The following is a 1,303-nucleotide window of genomic DNA, read 5'->3' as shown; positions in this document are numbered from 1 at the left end:
CAAGTGGGTCAGGCGCTATCAGTAAGCCTTGCCAGTCTTGTAGAAGTTCTCGAAGCAGAAGTTGGTCGCTTCGATGTAGCCTTCAGCGCCGCCACAGTCAAAACGCTTGCCCTTGAATTTATAGGCAATCACGCAACCGTTTTTCGCCTGCTTCATCAGCGCGTCAGTGATCTGAATCTCCCCACCTTTACCAGGCTCGGTTTGCTTGATCAGCTCGAAGATGTCCGGAGTCAGGATGTAACGACCGATAATCGCCAGGTTCGACGGAGCGTCTTCCGGCGCCGGCTTCTCGACCATGTTGCGTACGCGGTACAGGTCATCAGCGATCAACTCGCCAGCGATTACGCCGTACTTGTTGGTTTCCTGCGGATCCACTTCCTGAATCGCGATGATGGTGCAGCGGTACTGTTCGTACAGCTTGACCATCTGTGTCAGTACGCCGTCGCCTTCGAGGTTGACGCACAAGTCATCCGCCAGTACCACGGCAAACGGCTCGTCACCGATCAACGGGCGGCCAGTGAGGATCGCGTGGCCAAGGCCTTTCATTTCGGTCTGACGGGTGTAGGAGAACGAGCACTCGTCCAGCAGTTTGCGGATGCCGACCAGGTATTTTTCCTTGTCGGTGCCCTTGATCTGGTTTTCCAGCTCATAGCTGATGTCGAAGTGGTCTTCCAGGGCGCGCTTGCCGCGACCAGTAACGATGGAGATTTCGGTCAACCCGGCGTCCAGTGCTTCTTCGACGCCGTACTGGATCAGTGGCTTGTTCACCACCGGCAGCATTTCTTTGGGCATGGCTTTAGTCGCTGGCAGGAAGCGAGTACCGYAACCGGCTGCTGGGAACAAGCATTTCTTGATCATAAAAGTCCTTGAAAGGGCTGTGTGTACGAGTTTCGGCGCAGTCTAATCAGGCGGCGCGCACCTTACAATGCCCCGCACTGGCTAACCGATGCCAACATAGAGAAATATTCCTGCGGATAGTTCCACAGATCGTGCACCAGCTTCTACCTAATAGATAGCTGACAACTTTTAACCTTAGCTGGCGATTCCTCCAGCCCTGCAATCGCACCACCCTACGCCCATTGGCACTTTCTCAGTGCATTTGGCGCTATCATTACGCAATTGAACCAGCCAACGAGGCAGATAGATGTCGGAAGCAAAAAGCGTCAACGGGTTCCTGATCAAGCAGGCGGAAGACGGCCAATGGTGGATATACAACTTCGGCGGCGGCGAGATCATCACCGGGCCATTCTCTACCGAAGCGTCGGCGATTGAAGTGGCATCCGTATTGCAACTTGAACACCCA

General features: G+C 54.5%; 1 protein-coding gene. It reads right to left on the bottom strand.

The window, feature by feature from the left end; genetic code table 11:
- Positions 1-18: 18 nt before the first annotated feature.
- Positions 19-858: a UTP--glucose-1-phosphate uridylyltransferase GalU gene (gene galU, locus AC1DRJ_RS28005; RefSeq protein ID WP_477805001.1), complete on the bottom strand. Its 840-nt coding sequence runs from the start codon at positions 856-858 to the stop codon at positions 19-21.
- Between the last annotated feature and the right edge of the window lie 445 nt (positions 859-1,303).

This window comes from Pseudomonas sp. P5_B2 (assembly GCF_056400445.1).
This window is presented reverse-complemented; position numbering and strand designations above follow the sequence as displayed.